At 47.1% G+C, this 23,134-nt stretch carries 21 protein-coding genes and 1 riboswitch; of the genes, 10 read left to right on the forward strand and 11 right to left on the reverse strand.

The window, feature by feature from the left end; all coding sequences use genetic code 11:
• Positions 1-55: 55 nt before the first annotated feature.
• On the reverse strand, positions 56-3,010 hold the full coding sequence (locus MLD56_RS23990) for a glycoside hydrolase family 3 protein (protein WP_029518612.1): 2,955 nt from the start codon (positions 3,008-3,010) through the stop codon (positions 56-58).
• Positions 3,011-3,245: 235 nt separating this feature from the next.
• On the opposite strand from MLD56_RS23990, the gene MLD56_RS23995 reads away from it, so the two are divergent.
• From MLD56_RS23995 to metE, 4 genes are all read left to right on the forward strand, one after another.
• Entirely contained in the window at positions 3,246-3,716 is a 471-nt protein-coding gene (locus MLD56_RS23995) for an AbrB/MazE/SpoVT family DNA-binding domain-containing protein (protein ID WP_029518613.1), read from the forward strand.
• A gap of 293 nt (positions 3,717-4,009) precedes the next feature.
• Positions 4,010-5,959: an anaerobic ribonucleoside triphosphate reductase gene (locus tag MLD56_RS24000; RefSeq protein ID WP_029518614.1), complete on the forward strand. Its 1,950-nt coding sequence runs from the start codon at positions 4,010-4,012 to the stop codon at positions 5,957-5,959.
• Positions 5,956-6,453: an anaerobic ribonucleoside-triphosphate reductase activating protein gene (gene nrdG / locus MLD56_RS24005; RefSeq protein WP_029518615.1), complete on the forward strand. Its 498-nt coding sequence runs from the start codon at positions 5,956-5,958 to the stop codon at positions 6,451-6,453. The genes MLD56_RS24000 and nrdG overlap by 4 nt, the downstream gene beginning before the upstream one ends.
• A 169-nt stretch (positions 6,454-6,622) precedes the next feature.
• Positions 6,623-6,818, forward strand: a riboswitch (cobalamin riboswitch).
• Between the two features lie 161 nt (positions 6,819-6,979).
• Positions 6,980-9,298: a 5-methyltetrahydropteroyltriglutamate--homocysteine S-methyltransferase gene (metE, locus tag MLD56_RS24010; protein WP_029518616.1), complete on the forward strand. Its 2,319-nt coding sequence runs from the start codon at positions 6,980-6,982 to the stop codon at positions 9,296-9,298.
• Positions 9,299-9,385: 87 nt separating this feature from the next.
• Here the strand turns inward: metE and MLD56_RS24015 are convergent, their stop codons facing one another.
• Positions 9,386-9,919, reverse strand: a complete 534-nt coding sequence (locus tag MLD56_RS24015) for a DUF6985 domain-containing protein (protein WP_029518617.1) — start codon at positions 9,917-9,919, stop codon at positions 9,386-9,388.
• Positions 9,920-10,300: 381 nt separating this feature from the next.
• On the opposite strand from MLD56_RS24015, the gene MLD56_RS24020 reads away from it, so the two are divergent.
• The 5 genes from MLD56_RS24020 (at position 10,301) to MLD56_RS24040 (ending at position 13,494) form a co-directional block, all read left to right on the forward strand.
• Positions 10,301-10,630 (forward strand): PadR family transcriptional regulator, encoded by a 330-nt coding sequence (locus MLD56_RS24020; protein WP_029518618.1) that lies wholly within the window; start codon positions 10,301-10,303, stop codon positions 10,628-10,630.
• Positions 10,623-11,174: a DUF1700 domain-containing protein gene (locus MLD56_RS24025; RefSeq protein ID WP_029518619.1), complete on the forward strand. Its 552-nt coding sequence runs from the start codon at positions 10,623-10,625 to the stop codon at positions 11,172-11,174. The genes MLD56_RS24020 and MLD56_RS24025 overlap by 8 nt, the downstream gene beginning before the upstream one ends.
• Before the next feature lie 4 nt (positions 11,175-11,178).
• Entirely contained in the window at positions 11,179-12,030 is an 852-nt protein-coding gene (locus MLD56_RS24030; RefSeq protein ID WP_029518620.1) for a DUF4097 family beta strand repeat-containing protein, read from the forward strand.
• Positions 12,031-12,149: 119 nt separating this feature from the next.
• Complete coding sequence (locus MLD56_RS24035) at positions 12,150-12,869, forward strand: 3-ketoacyl-ACP reductase (RefSeq protein WP_029518621.1); 720 nt, start codon at positions 12,150-12,152, stop codon at positions 12,867-12,869.
• A gap of 187 nt (positions 12,870-13,056) precedes the next feature.
• Positions 13,057-13,494 carry an AbrB/MazE/SpoVT family DNA-binding domain-containing protein gene (locus MLD56_RS24040; protein ID WP_029518622.1) on the forward strand — a complete coding sequence of 146 codons (438 nt, stop codon included), beginning with the start codon at positions 13,057-13,059 and terminating at the stop codon, positions 13,492-13,494.
• Between the two features lie 69 nt (positions 13,495-13,563).
• On the opposite strand, the gene MLD56_RS24045 is transcribed toward MLD56_RS24040, so the two are convergent.
• The gene (locus MLD56_RS24045) at positions 13,564-14,022 is read right to left on the reverse strand and encodes a hypothetical protein (RefSeq protein ID WP_029518623.1); all 459 of its coding nucleotides are present in this window, start codon (positions 14,020-14,022) and stop codon (positions 13,564-13,566) included.
• A gap of 120 nt (positions 14,023-14,142) precedes the next feature.
• Here MLD56_RS24045 and MLD56_RS24050 point away from each other — a divergent pair, with 120 nt between their 5' ends.
• Positions 14,143-14,304 (forward strand): hypothetical protein, encoded by a 162-nt coding sequence (locus tag MLD56_RS24050; RefSeq protein WP_165145977.1) that lies wholly within the window; start codon positions 14,143-14,145, stop codon positions 14,302-14,304.
• A gap of 25 nt (positions 14,305-14,329) precedes the next feature.
• Here the strand turns inward: MLD56_RS24050 and MLD56_RS24055 are convergent, their stop codons facing one another.
• The 8 genes from MLD56_RS24055 to MLD56_RS24090 form a co-directional block, all read right to left on the reverse strand.
• Entirely contained in the window at positions 14,330-15,493 is a 1,164-nt protein-coding gene (locus MLD56_RS24055) for a nitric oxide synthase oxygenase (RefSeq protein WP_029518624.1), read from the reverse strand.
• Between the two features lie 150 nt (positions 15,494-15,643).
• Positions 15,644-16,120 carry a Dps family protein gene (locus MLD56_RS24060; protein ID WP_029518625.1) on the reverse strand — a complete coding sequence of 159 codons (477 nt, stop codon included), beginning with the start codon at positions 16,118-16,120 and terminating at the stop codon, positions 15,644-15,646.
• A 365-nt stretch (positions 16,121-16,485) separates the two neighbouring features.
• On the reverse strand, positions 16,486-18,213 hold the full coding sequence (locus MLD56_RS24065) for an adenine deaminase C-terminal domain-containing protein (RefSeq protein ID WP_029518626.1): 1,728 nt from the start codon (positions 18,211-18,213) through the stop codon (positions 16,486-16,488).
• Between the two features lie 28 nt (positions 18,214-18,241).
• The gene (locus MLD56_RS24070) at positions 18,242-19,300 is read right to left on the reverse strand and encodes an ABC transporter ATP-binding protein (protein WP_029518627.1); all 1,059 of its coding nucleotides are present in this window, start codon (positions 19,298-19,300) and stop codon (positions 18,242-18,244) included.
• A gap of 16 nt (positions 19,301-19,316) precedes the next feature.
• Complete coding sequence (locus MLD56_RS24075) at positions 19,317-20,105, reverse strand: ABC transporter permease (protein ID WP_013312456.1); 789 nt, start codon at positions 20,103-20,105, stop codon at positions 19,317-19,319.
• A 6-nt stretch (positions 20,106-20,111) separates the two neighbouring features.
• Positions 20,112-20,933, reverse strand: coding sequence for an ABC transporter permease (locus MLD56_RS24080; RefSeq protein WP_029518628.1), 822 nt, complete (start codon positions 20,931-20,933; stop codon positions 20,112-20,114).
• 27 nt (positions 20,934-20,960) lie between these two features.
• A complete protein-coding gene (locus tag MLD56_RS24085) occupies positions 20,961-21,890 on the reverse strand; it encodes a nucleoside hydrolase (protein WP_029518629.1) in 930 nt (309 codons plus the stop codon).
• Positions 21,890-22,963 (reverse strand): ABC transporter substrate-binding protein, encoded by a 1,074-nt coding sequence (locus MLD56_RS24090; RefSeq protein WP_029518630.1) that lies wholly within the window; start codon positions 22,961-22,963, stop codon positions 21,890-21,892. Before MLD56_RS24090 ends, MLD56_RS24085 begins: the two co-directional genes overlap by 1 nt.
• Between the last annotated feature and the right edge of the window lie 171 nt (positions 22,964-23,134).

The following is a 23,134-nucleotide window of genomic DNA, read 5'->3' on the forward strand; positions in this document are numbered from 1 at the left end:
CCCCTAAGCTGTAGAAACTTCGTTGAATGCATTGTACGTGATGTCAGAAGTAAGTTCAAGCCTGAAAGCCGGAATCCTCTGTAGCATGATCGCCCAAAATAAAATGAGCTAACCGCACTTCCCCGCTCAACAACAGATATACATCACGTATGCCAGAGACTGAATGTACCGCTTCGGAGAGTGTAACCCATGCTTGCGCCCCTCCTGTATTGCCCACGTTCACACGTGCCACGGCTTCACTATCGGGTGCATCCAAACACAGCTCAATTGTGGCATCACTGCTGTTGCCCGACACGCGGCACTGAAGCTCGGTCACACTCACAGTATCCATGTCTACGCCATGAAAGGCAATCCAACCAGAACGTTGAGGTATGCGCGGACGTACACAGGCCTCCTTTTGCTCCTTGCTTTCATCTAGTACGATGTCGGAGCAATCATCGAAGTTTTCAGCGCGGATACTTCGTCCGGCTTGGCGTGGTGGAATGACTTCGCCTCGAACGTACACAGGGTGCTCCAATCGGATATCCGCTGAGGAAGCACCAGCCAGCAGTGTATATTCACCCGATTCAACGCAATAGCAATCCCGCGTAACATCCCAGATCGCCCAATCCTTCATCCGAATCGTAAAGGAAACCGTTCGCGTCTCACCTGCCTCTAAGCGAATACGTTGAAAACCGCACAATGTCTTCAATGGTCGCTTTACTCGTGAGGCACCAGGCCGTACATAGAGTTGCACAACCTCTTCACCAGCAGCTACGCCCCGATTCGTCACCTCTACCCACACCTGGAGCGTATCCATGGCATCCAGTGCAGCAATAGATGTTACGCTATCCTTCAGGGCATCTGTACGCAGGTCACTATATTCAAAAGGCGAATACGTCAATCCATGGCCAAATGGATACAAGGATACACCTTCAAAATATTGATAGGTACGACCACCGCGAATAATATCGTAATCTTTGATGTCGCCCAATTGATCCTCGCTCTGAACCCAGGTCATGTTCAAACGCCCCGCTGGCGCGTAATCTCCAAATAACACATCCGCTATTGCCGTACCATGCTCTTGTCCCGCATGAGACGTGTATACGATCGCTGGAATATGCTCCTGAACCCAAGGGATGGCAAATGGATAGCTACCCGTCAGAACCACAATCGTATTCGGATTGACGCGATACACTTCCTCGATAAGCCGTTGCTGGGAAGCTGCCAGTTCCAAACCTGGGCGATCATTCTCTTCCTTTCCATTGATGAGCGGGTGATTTCCAACAAATACAATGGCTGTATCTGCCGCTTGCGCAGCGGCTATCGCTTCCGCTAAACCATCTGACACCGTCTCTACCTGGAATGTTGTATGGCTCTGTCCTGAAACTGTCGAGGCTGTTGAGGCGTTACACTCTACAGCGTTAAGTGCGGATTTTTCAGCCTCCCCTACCTTTAATGAGCCCTCTGTTCCGGCAATGACTGGTTTTCCATTCCATGTCGTCCACAGATGCTCTCCTTGTCCAACAGGAGTCAGCCCAAAGACCTCTTTGACATACCAGCCATACGCTTCATCAGCTGTCACACGAAGCGTTATTTCATCACTCGTCACGTAAGTACCCAGATGCTCATCATGTAACGTCACACTGCCATAGCCCCAATCCGTCATGGTCAATACCGTTGGGTCTCCATCCTGGGATAGGCGCATCTCACCAGAAGAATCAACTGCGAGCTTCGATCCGTCATTCGCCGCCGTCAAGGTCACGCGATCCTTGGCATCAAGGTACACGACGCGTTCCTTCTCGTCCTCGCCTTCCAGCTTGGTACGAATCGCCTCCAGCGGTGTAACCCGGTAGGGCAGCGTACCGGAATACCAGTCGCGGTACACCTCATTGCCATGCGTACCAATGACCGCTACTTTGCCACACTGGGCAGGGTCCAATGGCAAGAGTTCATGCTCATTTTTAAGCAATACGATCTGCTCCCTCGCCGCACGCAACGACAATTCACGGGCTTGCTCTGTCACGAGAGCTTCCTCTCCGATCGAGGCATAGGGGTTGTCTGCAGCCGGATCAAATTCCCCCAACCGAAAACGGACACGGAACGTATGAAACAATGCCCGATCCAAGTCTTCTTCTTGCAGCGATCCTTGTGCCAAAGCTTCTCGAATCGCCCGCTTGGAGAGCTCCGCATCATCTGTAATGCTGTCAATTCCCGCCCGAATAGATTCGGCCACACCTGGCGTGTGGGAATCGTAATACTGATGATCGTTGACAATCCCCATGACATCACCCGCATCACTTACGACAAAGCCGTCCATCCCCCATTCGTCCCTGACAATATCGTTAACCCCATGATATAACGTAGCAGGCGTTCCATTAATTAGGTTGTAGGAAGTCATCATCGACTGGGCGCCGCCTTCCATAAAAGGCTTCTCAAAGGCTCTTAGGTAATATTCTCGCAGGTTCCGTGGGTCTATACTGGAGGAGCCGCTTCCCCGATCCACTTCATTATTGTTACCCAGAAAATGTTTTAAAGTGGCAACCGCTTTCAAATATACCGGATGATCTCCCTGTATTCCCTTGACTAACTCCTTTGACAGTTCTCCCGTCAAATATGGGTCTTCGCCGTAAGCTTCCTCATTGCGTCCCCATCTTGGGTCACGCTCCATATCCACCGTAGGTGCCCACAGGGTCAGACCGTTTAATTTAGGATCACGACGATAGTAGACACGCGCCTCATCTGCGATAACAGATCCGATTTGACGCATTAACTCCGTATCCCAAGTACATGCCAATCCTACTGGCTGAGGAAATGAAGTCGCCTCACCCAACCATGCTATCCCGTGTGCCGCTTCCGTACCGTGCTTGTAAGCTGCGACTCCCAATCGGTCAATGGCCGGCTGGTATTGCAACATGGATTCGATCTTTTCCTCCAAGGTTAGTCGCGACACGAGATCCCGTACACGCTCATCCAGATGAATCTTCGGATCTTGATATAAATATTCGATATCCGTTGTTTCATGACTCATATCCGTCATCTCCTTATCCCATTTTAAGAATATAATGAAAAGGCATACATGAAAGCGTTTTATATATCATAGCTAAAAAGGAGTATCCCGGCAACAATACCGAAAACATCCTATACTGGATGAAAGAGAGTCGCAGCATAAAGACAAAAAAAGTTGCATTTTACCTTCAATATACAAAGCTAAAAATAATATTTTTTGGTATAATCAGGATATATCATTGAAGGAGGAAGCGCTGATGAAAAATACCGGAATGACAAGGCCCCTGGATCAATTGGGGCGAATTGTACTCCCTAAGGAAATGCGCACCACAATGGATATCAATATCGGTGATTCGCTTGAATTCTTCGTAGATGAAGAAGGATTTGTATTAAGAAAATACACGGGTGTCTCCTGCAAATTTTGCGGCGCGGTGGATCACTTAACTTATTTTCGGGACAGCTTTATCTGCGCTGATTGCATTCAATTATTAAAGACCGATGAAAATGTGCATGCCACAAGCAATGATGCTATCCAGGCTCAAGAACATACCCAGCCGATCCGAAACAACACAACGTGGCAGCCCAAGCAATCCAGAGTGCAGCAAGGTGAAATGGTAAAAAAGCTTCGCAAGCTAATTCAGGATCACCCGAACCTGCCACAAAAAGTGTATGCAGAAATGCTCGATATCTCCCAAGGCCGGGTGTCCCAGTTGAAAAAGCTACTCTAAACCTTCTAAATCTATATCCCAAAATCATACACAATGTACCGACGACCCTATTCATTTTTTTGTCACAACTTCGATTGCCAGGTATAGAGTAAGGCGCATATCTACGGATGTGCCCCTTACTCTATACCTGGCTTTTTCGTGTCGGCCGCTCTTGCTAATGTGACAATAGTCACATACTCCCGATGTATACGTATATACAATATATAGATCGAAACAATTGGTTATCACTAGATATCATCAATATGTTGTTTTTGTGAAAAATATATATATTTTACTATATGGAGGGTTTTACGATGAAGGTGCTGGAGGAACATCAATTATACGACATCGGCGAGCGGGTCATTGGGGCACAAGATCTGGACATGCTGCGGGAGAATGCAAATTTGAATGGAGAATCGTTCAGCGGCAAAATGAGCAAGCTTGGGTCCGAGTATGCCAAATGGTATGCGCGCCTGCGGGTACTTCCGCCTGAACTGACGAACGCGATTGATCACGGATATGTATATGTTCACGATTTGGACCAATACGCACTCGGAACTACGAATTGTATCTTTATCCCTTTTGGCCGGTTACTACAAGACGGATTCAATACAGGCAATGGCTCTGTACGCACACCGCAAACGATTATGTCCGCTATGGCACTAGTTGCCATCATATTCCAGTCTCAGCAAAATAGCCAATTCGGAGGTGTCTCCGCCAATAAAATAGATTGGGACCTTGCCCCATACGTTGCCCGGTCCTTCCGCAAGCATCTGCGCAAGGGACTTCGGCTGTTCGAGGAAGAGATAGAATCCAGTCTGACTGACGATGAACTACATATGGCCAATCCCCATTTGCAAGAAGCCTGCCCTCGTTCATACGCATTCGCTCGCGAAGAGACGGAGACGGAAACCCGACAGGCTGCTGAATCGCTCATTCATAACCTGAACACCATGAGCAGTCGCGCGGGTGGACAGATTCCATTCACTTCACTGAATTACGGAATGTGCACGTCTGCTGAGGGACGGCTTGTTACTCAATCGCTGCTGGAGGCCACGATTCGCGGCTTGGGTAGCGGGGAAACTCCTATTTTTCCACAGCATATTTTCCAATGCAAAGAGGGAATCAATCAGGCAGAAGGCGACGTCAATTATGATTTGTTCTTACGGGCGGTAGAATGCTCTAGCAGACGGATGTATCCCAATTTTGTGAATGTGGATGCCACCTTTAACCTGCCTTTTTACCGTGCTGATGACCCGGATACCATTATAGCGACAATGGGTTGCCGTACCCGCACCATTTCTGACCGTTTCGGTAGAAATCGGCAGAGTGGTAAGGGAAATCTCTCCTTCAATACCATTAATCTGGTGCGGCTTGGCATTGAGTATGGTATTTGCACAGGCAAACGCCTGACACCTGACCGTGATCGCTTTGATGCGAGACTAGAAGAAGTTATGCGCATTGCGGTGGATGGCTTAATCCATCGCTATCAAATCCAGACCAGCCAGCCGGCCAAAGCCTCGGACTTTATGATGCGCGAAGGGGTATGGGAAGGTGGAGAACAACTAGAGCCAGATGATAAGGTGGGAAGCATACTAAAACACGGTACGCTTTCGATCGGATTCATCGGACTGGCTGAGTGCATGAAGGCACTATACGGGAAACACCACGGGGAGGATGATTTCGTATACCGCGAGGCACAGCGAATCATCACTTCTATGCGCGTGTATTGCGATCGAATGAGTGAATATCACAATTTGAATATTACATTGTTCGCTACGCCTGCCGAAGGTCTGTCGGGCAAGTTCACCTTGCTGGATCAACGTGATTTCGGGATTATTCCTGAGGTAAATGATCGAGAATATTACACGAATTCTTTTCATATTCCCGTGTATTACACACTCCCGGCTGCTCGTAAAATCAGCTTGGAAGCTCCGTTCCATAACCTATGCAACGCTGGTGCGATATCATACATTGAGCTGGACGGTAATGCGCGGAATAACCCGGATGCGTTTCTTAAAATTGTTCAATACGCGCTGCATCAGAATATCGGCTACTTCTCCATCAACCATCCGGTGGATCGTTGTACGGAATGCGGTTATGAAGGGATTATCGGGACAAGCTGCCCCCAATGTGGCACAGATGAGGAGCACACACACTTTCAGCGCTTACGTCGGGTAACCGGATATCTGACAGGAGATTATACCGTTCGCTTTAATGCTGCAAAACAGGCAGAAGTTCGAGACCGGGTGAAACATAAGTGAATTTATGTGGCTACATTCCGGAATCTCTGAATGAAGGATACGGCCTGCGTACCGTCGTGTTCATTAGCGGTTGCCGTCATGCCTGTCCCGGATGCTTTAATCCAGCGTCGTGGAGCTTCCGTGCAGGTGAGCCATTCACCCCCCAACGACAACAGGAGGTCATTCGTGACATCATGGAAAATCCGTTGTTGGACGGACTGACTCTCTGCGGGGGAGACCCGTTTTTCTCAGCAGCAGAATGCTCGCAATTTGTGCGTGACTTCCGTGCGGCCTGTCCCGACCGAACCGTGTGGGCTTACACTGGCTTTGTCTATGAAGATCTACTCACAGATCAGGAGCGACAAAAGCTAGCACTTTTGTGCGATGTGATTGTGGATGGTCGTTTTGTAGAACAGCAAAAGGACCTGACCCTTCCCTTCCGGGGCAGTCGCAACCAGCGTCTAGTAGATGTAAAAGCTAGCATTCAGGCAGGCTATACCGTTTCATTGGCTTAAACTCGGCATATGGTATATCTAATCTAGGACAAGTCTCCATCATGGATGAGGCTTGTCTTTTTTTGCATATCCCTAACAGATTCCATTGCAGTTTCTATTGCGCATCCTGCAAGTTTCACTTATGATGGTGAACAAGTATACGAGTGCATAATTATTCGTCATACCTTAACCGCATAGCTTGGAGATAGGTGTCTGTTCTATTCAGATCAGGCTTAAAAGGGAAGCCGGTGCAAATCCGGCACGGTCCCGCCACTGTAAACGGGGAACTTTCAGCTGTTCATACAACCACTGGTCCACAGACCGGGAAGGGATGCTGAGAGTCATGATCCGTAAGTCAGGAGACCTGCCTATTTTAACAACATCGCAAGTACCTACGGAAGATAGGGAGGTGTTAAGAGCAGTCGCCGTATTTTTGATTTTTTAATCACGGAGGCATTCTTTCCCCTACTTATTTTTAACTCTGGGGGGAAGAATGCCTTTTTTGGTACGTAAAAATAAAACAGCCACCCGCTAGGAGGAAAAGTACATGTCCGTCATTGAATGGCCTGAATTGTCCGGCTTAATTAGCAGTAATCTGGGATATCCGCGTATCGGCGAAAACCGGGAATGGAAGAAAGCACTGGAACGCTTCTGGAACGGCAGTATTAACGAAAGCGAACTGCAAACGGAGATGAAAAGATTACGGTTGGAGCATCTGAGCAAGCAGCGTGACAAGGGGATTGATCGCATTCCTGTCGGAGACTTCTCCTATTATGATCACATGCTGGATACATCTGTGATGTTCGGTCTGGTACCCGAAAGGTTCAACCATCGTCCCGCAGGTCCGGTTCCTCTGTCCGTGTATTTCGGGATCGCTCGTGGACAGAAGGGAGCAACCGCCAGTGAAATGACCAAATGGATGAATACCAATTATCACTACATCGTTCCTGAATTGGCAAACGCAGTCCCGGTGTTCACTGAAAATAAACCTTTACAGGCTTATCTTGAAGCAAAACAGGAGCTAGGCATTGATGGGAAACCGGTCCTCATCGGCCCCTATTCATTCGTTACCCTTTCCAAAGGCTATGATCGTAAGGAACTTGCTTCTATTATAAGAACCTTCCTGCCTTTATACACCCGTGTCCTGTCTGAACTAGCAGCAGAAGGTGTTCAATGGGTCCAAATCGATGAACCTGTCCTGACCACCTCATTCCCAGTAGAGGATCTGGACATTATTCAGGAAGTCTATGAAGCTTTGACCCAAGCTGCGCCCTCTTTAAATATAATGCTGCAAACCTACTTTGGCAGCCTGGACCATTATGAGCGTCTGTCCGCACTTCCGGTACAGGGACTGGGTCTTGATTTTGTGTATGATGATGGCGAAAATCTTCAGCATATATTGCAGCATGGTTTCCCTAAAGGAAAAACGCTGGGCGCTGGGGTCATTGATGGGCGCAATATATGGCGCAGCGACCTGAACGCTGTGGCTACCCTGCTGGGCCAGTTAGCGGAACAAACCACTGCCGAGCAGCTTATCGTTCAGCCATCATGCAGTCTCCTGCATGTGCCAGTTAGTCTAGAGGCAGAGCACAAGCTAGATCGAGAACTGGTCCAAGCGCTGGCCTTTGCCGATGAAAAGCTTGAGGAAATCGCCGTCCTGACGGCTGCACTTGGCAAACACGATCCATCCGCACTCACCAAGCTTGGACAAAGTGCAGATGCGGTAGCCCGTTTCAACAGCTCAGCGGCACGCGTACAGACAGCTGCCGATCTGGCTGACTTACTAGCCAAGGAGCCTCTGTCACGCAGCGTTCCTTTCGCTGAGCGTCGTGAGATTCAGCAAAATAAGCTGAAGTTGCCTCCGCTGCCTACGACGACTATTGGTAGCTTCCCGCAAACTGCCGAGATCCGCAAGGCCCGCCTGCACTATCGCAAAGGAGAATGGTCTGCCGAGCAATACCGGACGTTCATCCAACAGCAAATCAAGGAATGGATTGATATTCAGGAGGACATTGGCATTGACGTGCTTGTACACGGGGAATTTGAGCGGACCGATATGGTTGAATTTTTTGGCGAAAAGCTGAACGGCTTTGCTTTTACGCAAAACGGATGGGTACAGTCCTACGGCTCCCGCTGCGTCAAACCACCGATTATATACGGAGACGTTTCCTTCGATCAGCCCATGACTGTGGAAGAAACGGCATTCGCCCAATCGTTAACCTCCAAGCCTGTTAAGGGAATGCTTACAGGCCCTGTGACCATTTTGAACTGGTCTTTTGAACGTAATGATATTCCGCGCAGTCAAGTCGCTTTACAGTTGGCTCTGGCATTACGGGCAGAGGTAGAGGCACTGGAACAAGCGGGCATCGGCATGATTCAGGTCGATGAACCCGCAATTCGTGAAGGGCTTCCGCTGAAAAAAGAACAACAGCAAGCCTATCTGGATTGGGCGGTTCAAGCCTTCCTTGTGACCACGGCCACCGTTGAGCCTGCGACCCAAATCCATACGCATATGTGCTATTCTGAATTTCAGCATATGATTCAGTCCATCTCTGACATGGATGCCGACGTTATATCTATTGAAACTTCGCGAAGCCACGGAGAACTGATTGTCAGCTTTGAAGATCAGGTATACGACAAAGGCATCGGTCTGGGCGTGTACGATATCCACAGTCCGCGCATCCCCGATGTATCTGAAATGCTAAGCATGATCCAGCGTGCCCTGCGCGTACTGCCATCAGATTTGTTCTGGGTTAATCCGGATTGTGGTCTGAAAACCCGCACCAAAGAGGAATCTGTCGCCGCCTTGCGACAAATGGTACAAGCGGCTCAAGCAGCCCGGGCTGCATTGGCTGTATCCAACTAATTTTTTATCGTTTCGAATCACGCCTTCATTTTCAACATATTCTGTTCCCCTTTCCGGTCCTTTCTGCTAAAAGCCCGGGAAGGGGATTTATTCTAGGTCATATAATGTATAAGCGCCTTGAATATGCTTCATTTTCATCTGCTTCATATGTACGCCTAAGCCATGTTCTCGATCCCAGGAACAACTAAAATTCAAATACAGTTCATCCTTTGCCGATGAGTCGGAAATCAGTATAGACATAAGCTGTATTCGATTCAACAATTGTTCCGGCCGCTCCACATAAGGCGCATATTCATCCGGGTCCTCTCCCCATGTACTGTAAGCATTCCGATACTTTTCCACGATGCCAGCATAATGATGGTGTATGGATTCCAACACTTGAGGATGAATAGCTGATGAATATTCCATATACTGCTCCCATGTCTTTTTTTGCAACTGTGTAGGTTCTTCTATCGTCTGTGCCTGTTCTTCGGAGTCGGCTCCCACGATAAATTCGACTTCTACTTCCGAGGGTTGCCCGCAAAAATTAAGTTGTACTACACCACGCAGAACAATCTCCTCAGATACATCCCAAGATTCATCATCCTGTTCCAGTTCCATATACCAGTGTTTCCAATCCATCCTTTACCCACCTCTTCATAAAAAGTATCTTTAACCGTATTGAATACTTTACAATCTATCATTTTAATGAATGAAATTAAAGCGGCATCCTATCTGTGCTTCCAGCCATATTTCGATGAATTCCCAAATAAAAATACTTTTTTCTACAACATTCGCTACTCAATAAAGCCTCCAAGGAAGGAAATCTGTCCATTTTGACACAAATATTTTATTATTAAAAATTTAGTACCTTGCATTAATCAGTACATGATGTTAAATTATACCTGACTACTGTTCTATAATTAGTACCCGTGACAAATTACGCACAAACACACGTTTCTTTCCCTTATTCCGAACGACACCTATGAATTATTGATAACATCCAGGAAGGGAGCACCGCTCGTGAATGTGAACATCCAATTCAAAAAAGGGGTACTGGAACTGTGCGTTCTCGTTCTAATTGGACGCAAAGACCGTTATGGCTACGAGTTGGCGCAAGCCGTCTCCCGTCATATTGAAGTAGCCGAGGGAGCCCTATATCCACTGCTTCGCCGTCTGGTATCAGAAGGATACTGCACAACGTATTTACAGGAATCGACCGAGGGGCCTCCTCGCAAATATTATCGGCTGACCGATACTGGCAGTCATTATACAAGAATACTTACGCGGGAATGGAATGATTTTGTCCATAATGTCGCAAGCCTACTGGAGGAAGGAAATTCCGATGAATAGAAAACAGTTTCTTACAGAGGTGGAACAGCGTCTTTCTCCTCTCCCTGCAGAGGTACGCAATGAGCTGCTTAGTGATTTGAGCCAGCATTTTGACTACGGGTTGGTTAATGGCAAAAGCGAAAGTGAGATTGCCAATGAGCTGGGTAACCCAGAGGATATTGCCCGAGAAGCGTTGGATGATCCCAATGCAGCCTGGAACGCTTCTCCTCCGCTTCGCCAGGGAAGCTTTGCACGCAATATTTTTACTTTCCTAGGGCTGTTGTTTCTTAACTTGCTGATCTCCATCCCGATTATGGCTACCCTATGGGTAGTATGGGCTTCATTGGCTGTGGTATCGATCAGCTTCATTGTAGCCCCCCTTCTCGCTGTTACTGATTATGCGCTAAACAGCACCTTTTACCCGGCCAAATTCTTTTTCTCTATCACGTTGACGGGTATAGGTCTATTGCTGCTGCCTGGTGTACGTTATCTCTTACTCCTTATGGTCAAAGGCACAGTACGATACTGGAAATGGAATCAGACTACCCTGAGGGGAGCTTACTAACAACATGAATAAAAAGTGGTTTATTGCAGCAGGTCTGTGCATTGTCATCGGTGTAGCCGGAATGGTGGCCTACGGTGCCCCATGGAGTCAACAAGTCATGAAGGAAACAACTGCGATTAACAAAAAATGGACGTTTACACGTGGTCAGCTACAGAAGCTGAAAGTGGACAGCTCTGATGATGTCTCTATTTTGTTTACTCCTGGCTCTGGCGACCAAGGTACGATACGCATTAGTGGAGAAGTTCAGACAAAGGTAGCCGACCAAATTCATAATGCCCAAATTGAGAACGGTAAGCTTACGATTCAATCGGAGCCGGCTCCTTCCTTGTCATTCTTTTCGATCACTCCTGATTTGGATCAAACGATTACCGTAGAGATGCCCTCTGGCGAAACACTAACTGACCTACAGGTAGATGCACATTCAGGGAATGTAAAACTTCAGGATGCCTCCGTGCAGAATACTTCCATCACCGCTACTTCAGGCACTGCCGAGATTACAAACCTCCAAAGTACCCACCTGATCGCAAATTTAACATCCGGCAATTTTACAGCCAGTCAGCTTGCAGCAGATATGGAGTTAAAGCTTACTTCAGGTGATGTTACCATTCGTGATTATAGCGGTAATGGCCTTATTTCCCTAACCTCAGGGGAGACAAATATTACGCAACGTGCCGTAGCCAACTTGGAAGTGAATGCTGATTCTGGTGACGTGAAGATTAAGCAAGCTCCCGATTTTAAAGGTGTTTATAATGTCCGCTCTGACTCTGGGAGTATCAATACTCCCGAATCTGTTCCCGGTAGTGTGAACGTGATTAAGGTCGAAACCACTTCAGGGGATATTTATATTTCCAAATAGAGACCTCTAAATGAATGCCTCATCAGAGGCGAAGTTTGGTTCAATGAGTTTAACCTTGTATAATGTAACCATGTGCCCAGATGCACAACCACATTATAGATTAATAAGGAGGAGACTGGATGGAACTTAAGAATAAAACAGCTATTATTACAGGAGCCAGTAAAGGAATCGGTAAAGCAATTGCCGAAACTTTAGCTAAGGAAGGCGTTAACCTGGGATTAATTTCACGCACATTGACTGACCTGCAAAAGCTGCAGGATTCACTGGGGAGTACATACGGTGTGAAAGTGGTGAGTGCTGTTGCAGATATATCGGATCGCTCACAGGCCGCTGCCGCTGTAGCTTCACTGGAACATGAGCTAGGCGCTGTCGACATTTTGATCAACAATGCAGGCATTGCTACCTTTGGCACAGTCGCGGAGATGGACCCCGAAGAGTGGGAACGTATTATTCGCGTAAACCTGATGGGAACCTATTATGTCACACATGCTGCGCTTCCAAGCATGCTGGCGCAAAAGAGCGGAAACATTATTAATATTTCCTCGACGGCAGGAGAACGGGGTTTTGCAACAGGCTCAGCATATTGCGCATCCAAATTTGCTTTGATGGGCTTCACGGAAGCACTGATGCAGGAAGTTCGCAAATCTAACATTCGCGTCACCGCGCTGACTCCAAGCACTGTCAATACAGAACTGGCGGCAAACGCAGGCTTACCTATTGGTGATGAGGATCGCATGCTTCAACCGCAGGATTTGGCCGATCTGACATTAGCCACATTGAAACTGCCTCCACGAGTTCAATTAAAAGTAGCCGGTATTTGGACAACCAACCCACAGTAGTTCGACATGACATCTTAGATTCATTGGCTGTACAATGCTCCGGCAGACGTAATTGTTCGTCATGCCGGAGCTTTTTTTTTCAGCATAGCTATACCAAAACAAACTGTAATATAAGCGCTTTGTACTTCCAGCATATATACATACAATTCCTACAACTATAAGCGCATTTCAGGAAAGGGGAAAAATGATGAAGAACACAGGAATGACACGGCCATTAGACCATTTAGGCCGCATTGTGCTGCCTAAGGAGCTGCGCAATTCTATGAATATTAATATTGGAGATGCCCTCGATTTTTTTATTACCCCAGAGGGACTGATGATTCGCAAGTATACGGGGGTTTCTTGCTATTTTTGTGGTGCCGTAGATCATTTGAGCTATTTCAGGGATCATCTGATATGTAAAAGTTGTATTGAAAATCTGAAGAGCGATAATCCTTCTAGTCATTTGAGTGAAGCACGTCCTGTCCAGCCCAAGAAAAGAAGGAGTTACAGAAATCAGAATGATCTCCTGAATAAACTAAAACAGCTCATGCAGGAGCACCCAAATGTATCTCAAAAAGAATTAGCCGAAATGCTCGAACTATCCCAGGGACGCGTGTCGCAGCTTAAAAAGCTACTCCTTTAGATCAACCGACCCAATCTCGTCTGTTTTAATCAACAAAAAAAGAGCCTGACGGCTCTCGGATCATCTTTGTTACGCAATGTCAGACTGCTCCATAATCGGGACCCGATAGGCCAGCAAGGACTCGTCTATTACGGCAGAAATAAACGTTGCATCTATTTCAGGCACCAACCCAAGCGCATAATTCCATGCGTTTTCTTCAATTTGCAGCGCAAGTCGTTGCCGGGTCCCTATCCCACTCTCTTGCTCCAACGCATCGGAGAGGTCCACTAATTCCGTATCGGCGGCGTGCCCAATCTCATGTGCAAGCACAACTGTAAAATACTCCTCAACTCGATCAATGCTGCCGAACATCTGTAAACACTGTGTTTCGATAACGTCCGTATACATGGTAATGGCGTGAGCATTCATAGCATATTTGCCCCCAATCAGCCTTCCACCAGGAAAACGTTTTTCCAGCTTGACTGTCACACCTATAGCAGCCCGTTCCAAAAGCTCAGCGACAATGCGCTCTGCCTGATATCTTTCCAACTTAGCTTCGCTCCTCAAACCAGAATATATAAAGTGATATTTACTCTAAATTCATGAAATCATGGATGTGTTCATACCATACACAGTACGATATTATACCTTTTTACAAAGGAGAATACCATGTCAGAAGATTATTATGCAGGCTGGGGAACACTTGCCTTGATTAATGCCGGCTTGGCACAATCCAAAAATCGGAGCGGGCTAAATTGGTTTTTTCTCTCCCTATTAATAGGACCACTGGCTACCCTATTTATCGTTGCATGGGATAAGCTCGAGTCCTAATGCAGCAATCAGGTCATTCCCATCGTTATCCGGAATGAAAAGGACAGCCTTGGCGTTTCTGCTGAAGCACTGTATCTGATACTGTATTAGCCTGTCTCGACATATACGACTTCTCTTGAACTCCGAAATTCGGCTTCACAAGCCGATTATCGTAGGAATTATGAAAAATATGCGTTGTCGCCGGGGATAGCGGGGGAATCAGCCATGTCCAATTGCCTGTCAGTGCGCGCCCAGCCTTGGCTTCCCGTTCCTCAAACAGCTTGAATTGTGCCGCTGCGGTATGGTGGTCGACAATGCTGACTCCCGCCTTTTTGAAAGAATGCAGCACAGCAATATTCAATTCCACCAGCGCCCGATCACGCCAAAGCGTTGTTTCACTCGTCGTATCCAGCCCCATCAGCTTAGCCACCTGTGGCAACATATTATAGCGGAAGGTATCCGCAAAATTGCGGGCGCCGATTTCTGTTCCCATATACCAGCCGTTAAAGGGAGCCGCTGTATAGATGATACCGCCAATCTCCAGCGTCATGTCCGAAATCATAGGCACAGCATACCAACGTAATCCCAAGGAAGCGAAACCCGAGATTTCTGGATGCTCAATGGCCACCTCCATTACCAAATGTTCAGGAATATCATATAGCTCGGGAGGCCGCCCGCCTGCTTCCACAACCAGTGGCAATATATCAAAAGGAGTCATCGCTCCTTGCCAGCCCATGTCTTTACAAGCATTGGTAAAATCTACCGAGATCGGGTCCCCGATGACCCCTTGACCGGTTTCATATCCAGCGTAACGAATGAGTTGATGGTTCCAGATGCGGATATTCGGCTGCCCTGGCTTGGAGGCGCGGAATACAGTAAGCGTTGGCTTAATTTTACCGCCATTCGTTCCTATGCGTATATGCTCCAAGAGCTCGCGAACCACTTCCGTTGCATCTGACGCGCCCCGCGCATCCCTGACCAAAAGCTTGTCCCAAAATAAGCGACCGATGCAACGATTGCTATTGCGCCAAGCCATAAGTGCCCCGTGCTCCAGCTCTTCGTACGTATGATCATACGTTCCCGTAGTCTCTATGTCGTGATGAATATTAAGAAGCCGGGCCTCCGCTTCATCGCGGCTTCGGCCCAGCTCCTCATAACATGTATATATAAACTGCTCCGCTTCATGCAAAAGCTGTTGTTTCACTTCCATAACACACACCCCATCCCGGCAGCTCTATAACTCTAGAGCCTGTGGTCTTCCACGCCTTCTCGTTATTATACTCCAGTGGCAGAGTGGAACCAACGGGATGTGTGTCTTGTTCACCTGATCTCCATATACATGGAAGTCTATACCAATGGGTTATCCCAAATACGCACTCAGCATCCAGATGTGTTTATCCATTGCTTCTCTTAAGCCGTTAAGAAGATCCTCTGTCGCTTTATCCTGTGCCGCTTCCGCTGCTTCCATCCCATTAGCCAGCTCAACAGTGATGGTTTTAAAATCAGCAACAACGGACTTCACCATATCCTCAGCTGTCTGCTTACCTGCGGACTCCTGAATAGCTGAAAGTTGCAAATGCTCCTTCAAGGTCGCAGCCGGACGGCCACCAATAGCCAACAATCGTTCAGCAATCGTATCTAGATTAGCTGTTGCTTCATTGTAAAGTTCTTCAAATTTAGCATGCAATGTGAAGAATTTAGGTCCTTTCACATACCAGTGGAAATAATGCAGTTTCGTGTACAATACAGACCAGGTAGCTACCTGACGATTCAATGCCTTGTGCAATTCTTGAATAGCCTCTTGTGTAGGTGCGTTCGTATGATTTAATGTACTCATGTTTAAAATCCCCTCTCGTTCAAATATAGTTGGTGTAAAGCTTGGATGCTCGTTAGCAGTAGTGTCTGATTTTCTTCAAAATTCCATGCGTCAATCTAATAAATCTTAATCAATTAATTTAGACTTAATCTAAATCCTGTTTTAATTATAACACTGTGACGATGTTTTTCAAGTCCTTATTCGATTTTAATCATGAAGATTACATGAACTAATTGTAAAGCAAACTCTACATGCAATCGGGTACCCAGAATCAAGACTTGTTTATCTTTTATACATAGGTTACATCAATAGGAGGATAGAAGATGTTAACTTTGTTTGCTAAAGCATCAAAAAAGAGCCGGCCCATAAGAGGGTCGGCTCTTTTATTATTCTTGCATCTCTGAAGTTTCCACGATTAAAGGTACAACCTTGCCAGCATTTACATCAATCAGGCCGTGATCGGTAATTTTCAAGGCCGGGCTGACCGGCAAAGAATGCGTGCTCAGCGACATGATTGGATTGTAATGGCGGTAGCCCAGCGACAGCAAGGCTGAACGCAGCTCCTTCACATGCGCCGCAACCATTTCCAGCGGTCCTTCTGTTAAGATCCCGCCTACGGTTAAAGGCAAATGGGACAGCACCTTGCCATTTTCAACTACGCAAAAACCGCCTTGGCTGGCAAGAACCGTATTCGCAGCCAGTATCATATCTTGCTTGTTATGCCCTACGACCAGCAAGTTATGGTTATCGTGCGAATAGGTGGTTGCCACTGCCCCACGTTTAATCGTATCTCCCCCGATCAAACCGTAAGCACGGTTGCCATTCTTTCCATACCTCTCAAACGTAGCAATCAGTCCATGTTCACCATGTTCCCATACCAGTTCCCCCTGCTCTACTTGTGCAGGTGCAATCCGTTCACTTGTAAAAGTAGAGCCATCTTTGACCATCATAACACGGCATTGATGTGTGCCATCAGCTACATCCATCTTTACAGTAAAATCCTGCTCCGTGAGGGGATTGAGCTTCACACTTTGATAAAAGTGGGCGGGGAAGCGGCATTTTATTGGTGCTTGATGGTATTCCTCGAACTTATCGAATACCTTGAGTCCGTCCTTATAGACTTGCTCCACATCAAATTGACCAAGATCCGACAGCAGTACAAAGTCAGCTATTTTTCCCGGTGCAATGGTTCCGCGGTCATGCATACGCATCCGTGCAGCAGGAGTAAACGTAGCTGCATAAATGGCATCCTCAGGCTTCATGCCCATTCCGATTGCTTTACTTACAATATGGTTTAGATGCCCTCGCTCTACGAAAGAGTCTGGCATCACATCATCCGTTACAAAGCAAAAATGTTGTGCCACATCTTCCTGAATAAGATAGTCCATCACTTCAGGGGTCATGGATTTTTCCTGGATTTCAATAAACATCCCCGCAGCCATCCGCGCCTTCATACCTTCAATACTTTGGTGAGTATGGTCTGAGCCTATCCCCGCATAGATCAACTGATGCAGGTCCAGATCAAGCAACTGTGGCGTATGACCTTCAATGATCAGCTCCGGGTAGTGCTCACGAACATGGCGTAAGATGCGATTCGTCTTGCTCTCTGGATCACGAATGACATCCACATAGTTCATAATTTCACCCAGGCAGATCATTTCACCCGTTTGCAGCAGCGCATCAATCTCGGGAATACCGATCTCGCCTCCTGAGGTTTCGAGCGGTGTTGCCGGGACGGAGCTTGGGATGCCGTAGAACATATCAGCCACGCAATCCTTGCTGGCTTCCATCATTTCCTGGACGCCTTCCAATCCGAAAACATTCGCCATTTCGTGCGGTTCTGGTACAATCGTCGTTATCCCATTGCGAATCAGTCCATAGGAAAAGGTTGCCGGTGTCACCATTGTGCTTTCGATATGCAAATGGATGTCGATCAGGCCGGGAATCATATATTTCCCGTGCCCTTCGACAATTTCAGCAGCCTCGAAAGACTCCAGACCACGCTGACCGATATACATAAACTTGCCATCAAGTATAGCTACATTACCTTCTTCGAACGTCTTGTAGTAACTGTTATACACCTTAACTTGTAAAATCATTTTGTCTGCACGCATGATGTATCTCCTTCATCGAACCCGCTGATTATTGGACCAGCACCATTTTATCTGCCGGAAAATGCAGGGTAACCCGCTGACCACTCAGGTAAGGCGTATCCATTTCCTGATTAGCCGTAAAGTTGCCTTTCGCCGTTTCTACCACATACTGATAGCTACGCCCCAGGTAAGTACTTACCTTAATAATACCGGGAAGCTCATTTTCTCCTGTCTCGTTGCCTTCTGTTCGAATGACCAAATCATCCGGGCGAATAGCGCCCTGACGAGCACCCGGCTGGGCCGTACCCTGATTACGCGCTACGCCGAATGAAAGATCACCTGTATTCAGTCGAATACGATCCCCTTCTTCAGTACGCTCGTCAAAGCTTAGAAAATTATTAAACCCAATAAAACGGGCGACAAATTCGGTCGTCGGATATTTAAAAATGGTCGATGGAGCACCTAATTGTTCGATGTTCCCCTTATTCATAATCGCAACCTGGTCAGAAATCGAAAAACATTCCTCCTGATCATGCGATACATACACGGTAGTGATGCCCAGTTCCTGTTGAATACGGCGGATTTCCACACGCATATTTACACGCAGGTTAGCATCCAAGTTACTCAGAGGTTCATCAAACAACAGCAGATCGGGTTCAATCACAAGCGCTCGCGCAATCGCAACACGTTGACGCTGTCCGCCTGATAATTCACCGGGGAAACGTTTTTCAAATCCCCCCAGGCTAACCGTTCCCAGCATCTTCATAACGCGGCGCTTTATATCATCTTCCTTTACTTTGCGTAACCGCAAACCAAAGGCAACATTATCAAAAACAGACAAATGCGGAAAGAGTGCATAACTTTGAAATACAAAGCCGAAGTTCCGTTTATTCACCGGAACCCGAGTATAATCCTTATCGCCAAACAAAAATGTTCCTTGTTTAGCTTCGAGAAATCCTGCAATGAGACGAAGTGTGGTCGTTTTGCCACAACCGCTCGGTCCGAGCAACGAGAGCAATTGCCCCCGTTCAAGCTGCAAATCGAAATCCTGCAAGATCAGTTGGTTGTCATAAGCGACCGATACGCGATCCAGAGTAAGCAGTGCCATAAGGTTGAAGCCTCCATTACCTTTTAGTGAAGTAAGACAATCCCATCAGTCGTTCAATCAAGAACATCAGGATACCGGTTAAAATCATCAGCATAACCGAAATCGCCGCAATCGTCGGGTCAAAATAATTTTCGACGTAAGTCAGCATTTGAATGGGCAGGGTGCTGAATCCCGGTCCTGTCATAAAGACGGAAATGTCGACATTGTTGAATGATTCCAGAAAGGCAATCAGGATAGCCGCAATAATGCCTGAGCGGATGTTGGGCAGAACCACTTTGAAAAAGGTTTCCAGCCGTCCAGCCCCCAAACTAAGCGCTGCTTCCTCAATCGCAAAATCAAAGTTAGACAAACTGGATGCAATGACTCTAATAATGAACGGCAACATAATCACCGTATGTCCGATCAATAGTCCGGCATATACTGGTAAATGGTAAACTATGATCAAATAGCGCAGCAGTGTAAAACCAAGCACAATACCCGGTATGAGCAACGGAGAAAGGAACAAAGCATTCAGCGCATCCTTCCCACGAAACGAAAAACGACTAAGCGCATAGGCGGCAGGCATACCAATCAGCAGTGCCAAGATGTTGCCTAGCAGAGAGACCACAATGGACGTTTTGAACGTGGACATAAACAAATCCACTTCAAAAATATTTTCATACCAGCGCAAGGAAAAGCCCTGCGGAGGGAATTTTAATACCGTGCCCGGCTCGAAAGAAGTGACCGATATGATCAACAGCGGACCGAGCAGAAAGATGAAGACCAGCAGGCTAAAGAAGCCTAGTCCGTAATGTTTCTCCCGCATATCCACCTACCCCTTCGGATTGAGTTTATGGGCCGCCTTATTTAAGAGACCGACCACGATAAATGTAATACCAATCATAATTGTTGCAATAACAGAAGCTAAAAACCAGTCGTTTAGCGTCATCGCGTTCTGATACAAAAATGTAGCGATAACCCGCTGTTTTCCTCCAAGTAGTGCTGGTGTCGTATATGCAGTCAGGCTGCCCACGAAAACGAGAATGCTTCCAATGATCAGGCCAGGCACAGACAGCGGAAATACGATTTTACGAAATGCGCTGAATCTGGAGGCCCCGAGGCTCTGAGCAGCATGAACAAGATCACCGTCGATATTTTCGAGTACACCAATCAGTGAAATAATCATCAGCGGTAAAAACAAATGAACCAGACCAATAATCATCGCTGCCGGAGTATACAAAATATTCAGCGGCTCATCTACAAGTCCTAAACCGATGAGCACGTTATTTAACAGTCCCTTGCGACCCAGAATGACCATCCAGCTGAATGACCGCACCACCGGACTCGTCAATAATGGGAAGATAGCCAGCGCTAGCAGGATCCCTTTACGACGCGGGGCCTTTTGCGAAATATAATAAGCCGTCGGGAAGCCAAGTAATACGCACACGAGTGTCGTTACGACACTGACTTCCAGCGTAGTCAGCAATATTTTCAGAAAATAAGGGTCCTTGAAGAAATGGAGATAGCCTTCTAGGGTGAATGAGCTGTTCTGTACGAAGGTCGAACCGATCGTCAACACAATCGGAATGACCATGAACACCGCCAGAAAGAGCAGACCTGGCAGCAGCAGCCAATACAAGTATGTTTTCTTCATGGGTATCTCCTTGCGGTTATCAAAATGTTATTCCTTATTCAGCACCTGGATAAACAGCTCCAGAAAAGCTTCGCTGTCCACCTGTTCGCATACATTCATATTGGGGCTATGATTGAGGCGGTTCTGCACATCGCCCACCGTTTGTCCGTCACATATACGACTGGAGGTTTCCACGTCGACATACAACGACGAGGTATCGACTAACCTCGAATTCAATGCGACACCCACGGCAAGCGGGTCATGAAGCGCACAGGCTTTTACCCCGTTGCGTTCTTCATAACGCTTGGTATAAACGGCCGTGCTTTCAGCTACATAATTACGAATTGCTGGGCGGGTCAGACGAGCAATATGATCCGCAGTCAGCAGAGCCTTCCGTGTTACATCCAGTCCCACCTGTATCAACCGACCAAATCCTGCATGAAATACGATTCGTGCGGCTTCAGGGTCAGCATACATGTTGTACTCCGCTACAGGTGTAATATTGCCGCACCCGTGAATAACACCGCCCATAAAAATGACTTCATCGACGTGATCCGTCAGTTCGGGACACTTCAGCAGCGCCAGTGCCAGATTGGTGAGTGGCCCGGTGCAAATGAGCGTCACTTCCCCCGGGTGAGCCATCACGGTGTCAATAATGATATCCGGTGCAAAACCTTCGGACGCAGACATGGCTGGGACTACTCCATTCAGTGCGCCTCCAATGCCGTCTTCTCCATGGACACGATGCTCGTGCAGGCCTTTACGTATTAAGGGGGCCTCCGCCCCCCGATAAACCGGAATATCCGGTCTATCCAAAAGGTCGAGGATTTTGCATGTGTTCAATGTTGCTTGTTTAAGTGAAACATTACCGCATACCGTAGTAATCGCTTGGATATCCAGTTGACCACTTTTGGCGGCTAGTAAAATACCCAACGCATCATCAATGCCCGTATCTACATCTAATATAACCTTCTTCATTATTGTGCAACTTCCCGGTTCCAGCGATCTGTCCATGCCTTGATATGATCGTTAACGAACTTCATATCCAGCTTGGTCAGCTTGTTCACTACCTCTGTACCGTACGTAATTCCCTCTGTATCCGCACCGGACAGTACCACCTGCGTATTCACCGGGGAATCAACCTTCGCCTTGGCGGATTTTTCTTGAACTTCCTTACTCAGCTGCCAGTTGATAAATTCCTCAGCCAGCTCCTTCTGGTCGGAGCCTTTCACTACATTAATCGTGTTCATTACTGCGTAAGCACCTTCACTAGGAGCTACAAATTTCGCTCCTGGCACAGCCGCCTGCAAATCTTTGAAGTACATTTCCATGATTGGACCGCCGGCAATTTCTTGTTGACTAAACATGTTCACAAACTCAGATGTTTTGCTATAAAACTTAACGATATTCGGACTCAGCTCTTTCAGTTTTCCGAAGGCTTGGTCTTCATTAAACTCCTTACTACCCGCTACCTTGGAGGCTGCATCTACCATCATCGGTCCGGCAGTCGCCGTAATATTCGGCAAAGTCACGTTTCCTTTGAACTCAGTTCCCCACAGGTCAGCCCAAGAGGTCACATTCTTTTTCACCAGCTCCGGATTATAGGCAATACCGAGACGCCCGACCGTATAAGCAGGACCATACTCCTCACCCAGCGGTGCTTTGGCAATATCATAAATTTGGTTCAGGTTCGGCACCTTGCTGCGATCCAGCTTCTCAAACAATCCCTGTTGGATTCCTTGTTGAGCATAATAATCGGACAGATAAATCAGATCGACGTCTGTGCTGCCTTGACTGATTTTGTTCAACCGTTCCGCGTTATTTCCAATTTCGACCACGATATCAACGTTATGTTCTTTTTCAAAAGGCTCGTACACTTCTTTGTTAAAAAAGTCCTCGGAAAAGCCCCATGTGGAAATAACTAGTTTCTTTTTCCCATCAGCTGAACCATCTTTTCCATCTGTCTGACCGCCAGTAGCATTACTGCCGCAACCTGCCAGTACCACGGATGCCAAGGTCACAGCCATAAACCCTTTAAACCATTTCTTCATATGAAACTCCCCCTATTTTTTATTATGCACACCTTATGACACAAAAAAGAAAAGTACTCTTGTAAAACAAGAATACTTTTCTTCGTAAACAAAGAATAAGTTGATCCCGCTGCGCGTTATAACAGGTTCTCCCCTCAGATAGATCCGAAGCGAAAAGCCGAATATCCAATT

Origin of the sequence: Paenibacillus peoriae (genome assembly GCF_022531965.1) — a bacterium.
Classification (GTDB): Bacteria; Bacillota; Bacilli; order Paenibacillales; family Paenibacillaceae; genus Paenibacillus; species Paenibacillus polymyxa_D.